The organism is Acidaminobacterium chupaoyuni (assembly GCF_047936785.1).
In the GTDB taxonomy this organism is placed as follows: Bacteria; Bacillota; Clostridia; order Oscillospirales; family Butyricicoccaceae; genus Acidaminobacterium; species Acidaminobacterium chupaoyuni.
On record NZ_CP176394.1, the window covers coordinates 2409109 to 2416442 of the forward strand.

Here is a 7334-nt window from a genome sequence, read left to right on the forward strand (position 1 = left end):
GCTCTACTCCTGTAAAGAATGGATTCCGAAAAAGGTTTTTCCGTTGCGCAGCGTGATGGCGGCCGCTTCTTCTTCGCTGATGCCGCGCAGTTCGGCCACGCGCCGGTTCACATAAGGCAAAAGCCGCGAATCGTTGCGCCGGCCGCGCTTGGGTTCCGGCGCCAGATAGGGGCTGTCGGTTTCGATCATGATGCGGTCTTCGGGCATCCAGGCGATCACCTCGGGCGCTTTGCGCGCGTTTTTAAAAGTGATGACCCCAGTAAACGAAAGATAAAAACCCATGCCCACCAAAATTTTCGCCGTTTCCAGGCTGCCGGAATAGCAGTGGTAAACGCCTTTTTTCACGCCGGAGCGCTGCAAAATTTCCAGACAATCCTGCGCCGCTTCCCGCTCATGGATGATGACGGGGATATCAAGTTCTTTGGCGATGGCCAGCTGCTCTTCGAAACAGCGCTTTTGCTGAGGCCGCGGCGAAAGATCATAATGATAATCCAGCCCGATCTCGCCCAGCGCCATCACCTTGGGGCTTTTGAGCAGCCGGCGGATCTCGCCGGCCTGCTCCTCGTTCCAGCCTTCGGCTTCGTGGGGATGCACCCCCACCGCGGCATATACAAAATCATATTCCTGCGCCAGCCGGGCCGCCCGCCGCGAAGAGGGCAGGTCGGCGCCCGGGTTGAGCACCAGCCCCACACCGCTTTCTTTCAGGCTTTGCAGCACCTCATTGCGGTCTTCCTCAAACTGGGCGTCATCATAATGGGCGTGGGTATCGAACAGCATCATGACAGGCGCGCCCCGGGGATCGCATGATCTGCCATGATCACGCGCACATCTTCTTCACCGCAGGTGGCGGAAAGGATCATGCCGTTGCTTTCGAGCCCCATCATGGTAACGGGCTTCAAATTTGTGACGACGATCACATTATGGCCGATCAGATCTTCGGGCTGATACCACTTGGCGATGCCCGAAAGAACCTGCCGCTGCTCTGTTCCCAGATCCAGATCGAAGCGCAGCAGCTTCTTGGATTTTTTCACATTTTCACAATGAATCACCTTTGCCACCGTCAATTCGATTTTTGCGAAATCATCATAGACGATCTGGGGCAGCTTTTCGAATTCGGGCAGCTGGGGTTCGGGCTTGGGGGCGGGGTAACGCTCGGCCAAAAAGGCCTGGATCTCTTCCATCTTTTTCGCCGCATCCAGCCGGGCGAAAAGAATTTCGGCCGTGCCCACATGGTCGCCCGCCTTCATGCCGTGAAAGGCTTCCAGCGAATCATAATCGGTGGCGGTGGTGTTCAGCTGAGCATAGATCTTCTGCGCGGTTTCGGGCATGAAAGGTTCCAGCAGAACGGCGCTGAAGCGAATGGCTTCCAGCAGGTTATATAACACCGTGTTCAGGCGCTCTTTTTTGCTCTCGTCTTTTCCCAGCGCCCAAGGCATGGTTTCATCGATATATTTGTTGGCGCGGCGCAAAATGGCGAACACTTCATCGATGGCATCGGCCACATGCAGATCGGCCATTCTTTTTTCCACCGCCGCGCGGCCGCCCAGGCAAAGAGCTTTCAGCTCGTCATCCAGCTGTTCGGGGCAGGTGGGGGCAAAAATTTCGCCGCCGTTATATTTATGGGCCATAGTGATGGTGCGGTTGACCAGGTTGCCCAGAATGTTGGCCAGATCGGAATTGATGCGTTCGATCATCAGGTCATAGGTGATGGTGCCGTCGCTGCCGAAGGGCATTTCATGCAGCAGATAATAGCGCACGGCATCCACACCGAACAGCTGCACCAGATCATCTGCATAAATGGCGTTGCCCTTGGATTTGCTCATTTTGCCATCACCCACCAGCAGCCACGGGTGGCCGAACACCTGATGGGGCAGCGGTTCGCCCAGCGCCATCAGCAGGATGGGCCAGTAGATCGTGTGGAACCTCAAAATATCCTTGCCGATCAGCTGCACATCCGCGGGCCAGTATTTTTTATATTCTTCGCCGTTTTCGCCATCCACATCATAACCGGGGAAGGTGATATAGTTGCTCAGCGCGTCGATCCAGACATAGATCACATGCTTGGGGTCGAATTCCACCGGCACGCCCCAGGTGAAGCTGGTGCGCGAAACGCAAAGATCCTGAAGGCCGGGCTTGATGAAATTGTTGATCATTTCGTTTTTGCGCGATTCGGGCTGGATGAATTCGGGGTGATCGTTGATATATTGTTCCAGACGCGCGGCATATTTTGAAATTTTGAAGAAATAGGCTTCTTCTTTGGCTTTTTTCACTTCCGCGCCGCAATCGGGGCATTTGCCGTCTTTCAGCTGGTTCTCGGTGAAGAACGATTCACAGGGTGTGCAATACCAGCCTTCATAGCTGCCCTTATAGATATCGCCCTGATCGTAAAGCTTTTTAAAGATTTTCTGAACCTGCTTTTCGTGGTTCTTATCGGTGGTTCTGATAAAGCGGTCATAAGAAGTGTTCATCAGATCCCAGATGCGGCGCACTTCGCCCGCCATCTGATCCACATAGGCCTGAGGGGTGATGCCCGCCGCTTCTGCCTTTTCCTGGATCTTCTGGCCGTGCTCATCGGTTCCCGTCTGGAACAGCACATCATAGCCATCCTGCCGTTTGAAGCGGGCGATGGCGTCGGCCAGCACGATTTCATAAGCATTGCCGATATGGGGCTTGCCCGAAGTATAAGCAATGGCTGTGGTGAGAAAAAACTTTCCCTTGTCGTTCATAAACTTCCTCCAATTTCTCGGCGGCGTTTCACTTTTAACAGTGTAACGCCATTTCGGCGCAAACTTTGGCGAAGAAAGGCCGATGCCGCTTTTGCTGCTTTGTTAGAAATAAAAAAACAGCTTTCCTCCATACACCATTTTGTAAGGACGAAAGCTCTGCCGCTCCGTGTTACCACCTTGCTTTGCCCGCGCTTCACAGCAGGGGCCTCTTTGGGTGAATCTTCACCCCGCGCGATAACGGGCGCGAATCGATGCAGCCTACCATCTTTCAATGCTCGGTGCATGGCTCCGAGGCCATTTTCAAAAAAACTGCCGTGCCCCTTCCCACCAAGCGGAGCTCTCTGTATCGGTCGATTTTTTCTACTTTCCTCTTCAAAGCCTTTTGCGTTATGAGGGGTTCCCTTTTTTTTTGAAAAGCGGCCCTTTCGGCGGCCGTCTGGCGTCCCTCCACCGGGTGGTGTTACGCGCCGGCCGCGCCGATTTTATACGCTTTTATTTTATCATCGGCCCCTGTTAAAGTCAAGAAAAGGTCTGCCATGGCTTTTGCCTTTTCTGCCGTTTTCTGCCTTTTTCCAAAGCGCCGCTGCCCGTGGCCGGCGCAAAAGTGTTTGAGAAAGGCCACCCCGCGCAAACGCCGATAAAAAAACAGCGAAAGTTTTGATCCTTTCGCTGTTTGAAAAACCTTATTGCTGCTCTTGGCCTTCTGTTTCGCCCATCACCGGCGCGGCAGCAGCCGGCCTTAAGAACAACGCGTTGCTCAGATGGAAACGAGGCAGAATGTTGATATAAAGCAAAATCATGGTGATCCACGAAGCCGAAGAAGAAGCCGTGATCAGATCTCCGCCGGCGAAGAGCGAAGACACCACCGAAGCCAGAAGAGCATAGCCGATCAGCCGCAGCAGATAGCTGCCCTGCAGCGCATAAAACTGCAGCGCCTGCCCTTTTATTCTTTTTTTGCCCTCTTTCAGACATTCTCTGATCTTGCGCTCGGGGTCTTCCGCCAGCATATAAAGCGCCGGCAAATAGCGCAGCGCGCAAAGCACCGCCAGCAGAAAAACGCCCATGAACAGATAGGCATAGGGCATCAGCGCCTGAAGGGTCTGTGCATCGAGCTTTTCCGCCTGGAGGCTGCTCAAAAAGTTCGGGTCGGCATGCTGCGCGGCAAAATAAGTGGGAATCTCGAAAAGCGCTGCCCAAAAGCCGAGGATCAGCAGCACGCAGAAAACCAAACGGATGGCTTTCCATAAACGGCGGCCATCGCCAAACCAGGTGAACAGCTCCGAAGCTTTCACCGGCCGGTCTTTGCTCATTTCCGAAAAGACGGCGATGGCGCCCATGTGGGCCGGCGCCATGGTGAGAAGCGATAATACCGCCACCATCACGCTTCCCAGATAGATCTTCATATCCGACAATCCGCTGTAAAGCAGCGCTTGCTGAACGCTTGAGAACGCCACTGATAAGACCAAAACCATCAGCATCGTTCCCACACTGGTTCCATAATGTTTGGTCATCAGCAAACGGCTGATAACGCGCAGGGTGTGATTTTTTCTATTCATGATTTTCCGCCTTTATTAAGGATGGGGCACAGGCTCAGCCGGTGTTTCAGGCTGCGTAGGGGTGGTGGGCTGCGTGGGGGTGGTGGGCGTTGTGGGGGTCGTCGGCGTCGTGGGGGTCGTCGGCGTTGTGGGCTGCGTGGGCTTTGCCGCCGCGGGGCCCTGCAAAATCACTTTATCCACGCGCTTATAGTTGCTGTTATTTTCGTGAGTTCTGCTCACTTCCTTGCCATCCACATAGACAACGCGGTAAGTGCTGGTTTTATAGCCTGTATAACCGCCGGTCTTTACTTTTGTCTGGCCGGCCGGCAGCGTGGCGTCTTCTTGATAGATCGTTTCAAACGGATCTTTCTCAAGAACTGTGGTCTGCAATTCCACTTTTTTATTCTGTGTTTTCGTGCCAATGATTTTGATGGTGAGCGAGGAGCCCGAGACCCCGGCTGTCACTTTAACGGGATAATCCGTATTGTTCACAAAGCGGAAATCCTGGCTTCCATAAACCACGGTGGCATCCTGCCCCAGGTTGACATAGCTCACCGAAAGGCTGTGGTTGCGGCGCGCCGTAATTTTCATATCGGCATAAAGGCTTGTGACATAAAGGGTTGAAGAAACCTGGCAGATGCCGCCGCCGATGCCGTCTTCCGTTCCGCCGTTGGCAAAAACCGTGGCATCCACAAAACCGCGTTCATAGGTTCTGGGGCCCACCGCTTTATTATAAGAAAATTCATCGCCGGGGTTCAAGATTTTGCCGTTGATGAAATTGGCCGCCAAAGTCACATTCTTCGTTCTGTTTTTCAGCGCCGCATTGAATTTTGTCGTATAGCTGGAAAGCGTGTCGCGAAACAGTTTGCTTTTCAGTTCTTCCGTTGTGATGGTGGGCTCGATCACCGTAACAGGGATCTCCACCAGCTGTTCTTTGTTTTCATCCAGAATTTTTTGTGCGGCCGTCAAATCGAATTTCGCGCCGCGCTGTGAGGGCAGAATCGTTTTGCCCGAAGGGTCAGAAGCCAGATCCAGGGATGCGTTTCTCACTTCGCCGCCGATCTCTTTCTCGATAGCCTGCAGATCCACAGGGTCGGGCTGGGTGATTTTCGCTTTATATTCCACTTCGCTTTCGCCATCGGTCAGCGCTTTTGTTACGGCTTCCGTCAATTTGCCGCTATCCAGCGCATAACCGGCCTGGCCGCGGTCGATCGCCAAATGATCGCTTTCCAGGCGATAAGTGGGCTGAACCACTTCTTTGCCCACTTCTTCGATCATCTGCTGCATCACTTCTTCCACCGCCGAATAATCGGTGGTGACCGCCAAAGGAATTTCTTTGGTCTTAAAAAGGCCGCCGATAGATTTTGCAACGCGGCCGCCAAAAGCTCCGGTTTTGCCATATTCCTGGGCGATCTGCGCGGTTTTATCAAAATCATAACGGGCGCCCAAATCGCTGGCGGCGATCTTATGATCGGTTTCATCGATCTTCAGCGTCAAAAAGTCTTCCGGCTTTTTATCTTTCAGTTTTGCCTGCAAAAGTTCCGCTGCTTCTTTCTGTGTCTTGCCGCCCAGCGCGATGCCTTCCACCGAAACGCCGGGGTAAATTTTTGAATATCCGAAAACAAAATAGCCCGCGGCAGTGACCACGCAGAGCAGAACCGCGCAAAGGGCCAATATCAGTTTTCCCTTGCGTGTTTTGTGAAGCGCTTTCGTCTGAGGCATATTTTTCCCCTTTTCTTTCGGGTTTTGCGGCATATTTTCCATTTTTGCGGTTTCTTTTCTTTCGGGGTTTGAAGGCTGTTCAGCCACGGCCGCCGAATCGCGCCGATGCAGATTGCTTTCCAATCGGTGTTGATGGGCGCCGCCATGCTTTTTAATGCCTGCCGATGCCGTTTCTTTCGCATGAGCTTTTTCACTGCGCTGCCCGGCGGTCATTTGTTCCTCTTGCGCGGGTTCGCTTTCCTCATAATCGTAAACCGCGCTGTTTCCGGCTGCGGCGGTTCCCGCCTGCCCATCTATCTCCCAACGGTCGCTTTGCGGCCGCTCATCTATCGCTCGATCATCCGCCCCCACTGGTTCGCCGTAAAGGTCGTTCCGGCCCTCCACAGCAGATGCCCCATCGCCTTCATAGGCTCCTGTGGCATGCTTGGGAACGCCGCTTTGGCCATCGCGCGCTTCGCTTTCTTTTTGCGCTGCCTGCTGCGCTTTTTTCTGTCGTTCCTGTTCTTCTTCCCACAAATTCTCGCGCACCTGATTTGCGATGTTGTCGAGCATCTCATCTACATCTGCGGTGTTTTTATTCTTGTTCTGATCTTCTGCCATAGACCGGTATCCTCACATTTCCCTTCTGCCGTTTCTCCGTGGGTATAATTCCACGAAGGTTTCTCTTTTTATAAAACGGCAAAAGTCTTTTTTCTTCGACCGGTGAAAAGGTCACATCGAAGCCTGCATCATAAAAAAGAAGCGCAGCCCTTAAAAGGATGCGCTTTCCCTTGGTTTGTTCACATCGCTTGCTGGGGCAATGGCTTTTTTATGAGCGCAAATCGTTCTTAAACATATGCTTTCTTCTTCTTTTCCTCTGAAAAAATACATATGCAGTAGTATTTATTATATGCGCCTGTCTTTTTAATAGCAACAACAAAACAGTAACAAATGCAAAAAAGACAAGCAAATCGCTTGTCTTTTCTGTGTAAGCGCCATCCTACTTTCCCGGGCCGTCTCCAGCCAAGTATCATCGGCACTGGTGAGCTTAACTTCTGTGTTCGAAATGGGAACAGGTGGACCCTCACCGTTATCAGCACTTACTATTCAATTTATATTATTAACTCCGAAGAGATAATAAACTGGTGACCCGTGGGAGAATCGAACTCCCGTTTGCGGCGTGAGAGGCCGCCGTCTTGACCGCTTGACCAACGGGCCATAGCTAACCAACCGCAAAATATTTTTAAAACCTGCCCGCCCGATCAGACAGGCAGGTGTTTTTTATGGTGCGCCTTCACGGGCTCGAACCGGGGACCCATTGATTAAGAGTCAATTGCTCTACCAACTGAGCTAAAGGCGCATATCATGCAAA

General features: G+C 52.6%; 4 protein-coding genes, 2 tRNA genes and 1 rRNA gene. All 7 read right to left on the minus strand.

The genetic code is table 11. The annotated features are described in order from the left end of the window. Positions 1 to 3: 3 nt before the first annotated feature. The 7 genes from ACJA3I_RS11470 to ACJA3I_RS11500 all read right to left on the minus strand — a co-directional run bounded on the left by ACJA3I_RS11470 (position 4) and on the right by ACJA3I_RS11500 (position 7322). Positions 4 to 780: a TatD family hydrolase gene (locus ACJA3I_RS11470; protein WP_458862725.1), complete on the minus strand. Its 777-nt coding sequence runs from the start codon at positions 778 to 780 to the stop codon at positions 4 to 6. After that, a complete protein-coding gene (gene metG, locus ACJA3I_RS11475; RefSeq protein ID WP_458862726.1) occupies positions 777 to 2726 on the minus strand; it encodes a methionine--tRNA ligase in 1950 nt (649 codons plus the stop codon). Before metG ends, ACJA3I_RS11470 begins: the two co-directional genes overlap by 4 nt. A 683-nt stretch (positions 2727 to 3409) precedes the next feature. Then, a complete protein-coding gene (locus tag ACJA3I_RS11480; RefSeq protein WP_458862727.1) occupies positions 3410 to 4282 on the minus strand; it encodes a DUF975 family protein in 873 nt (290 codons plus the stop codon). A gap of 15 nt (positions 4283 to 4297) precedes the next feature. Then, entirely contained in the window at positions 4298 to 6583 is a 2286-nt protein-coding gene (locus ACJA3I_RS11485) for a VanW family protein (protein ID WP_458862728.1), read from the minus strand. Positions 6584 to 6949: 366 nt separating this feature from the next. Beyond that, positions 6950 to 7066 (minus strand): 5S ribosomal RNA (rrf, locus tag ACJA3I_RS11490). A 39-nt stretch (positions 7067 to 7105) separates the two neighbouring features. Continuing rightward, positions 7106 to 7180 (minus strand) — tRNA-Glu (locus tag ACJA3I_RS11495). Between the two features lie 66 nt (positions 7181 to 7246). Further along, positions 7247 to 7322, minus strand: a tRNA-Lys gene (locus ACJA3I_RS11500). Positions 7323 to 7334 lie beyond the last annotated feature (12 nt).

Bases quoted from the DNA above. Each gene is read 5' to 3' on its own strand.
- ACJA3I_RS11470 (WP_458862725.1), bottom strand. From the start codon at position 780: ATGATGCTGTTCGATACCCACGCCCATTATGATGACGCCCAGTTTGAG.
- metG (WP_458862726.1), bottom strand. From the start codon at position 2,726: ATGAACGACAAGGGAAAGTTTTTTCTCACCACAGCCATTGCTTATACT.
- ACJA3I_RS11480 (WP_458862727.1), bottom strand. From the start codon at position 4,282: ATGAATAGAAAAAATCACACCCTGCGCGTTATCAGCCGTTTGCTGATG.
- ACJA3I_RS11485 (WP_458862728.1), bottom strand. From the start codon at position 6,583: ATGGCAGAAGATCAGAACAAGAATAAAAACACCGCAGATGTAGATGAG.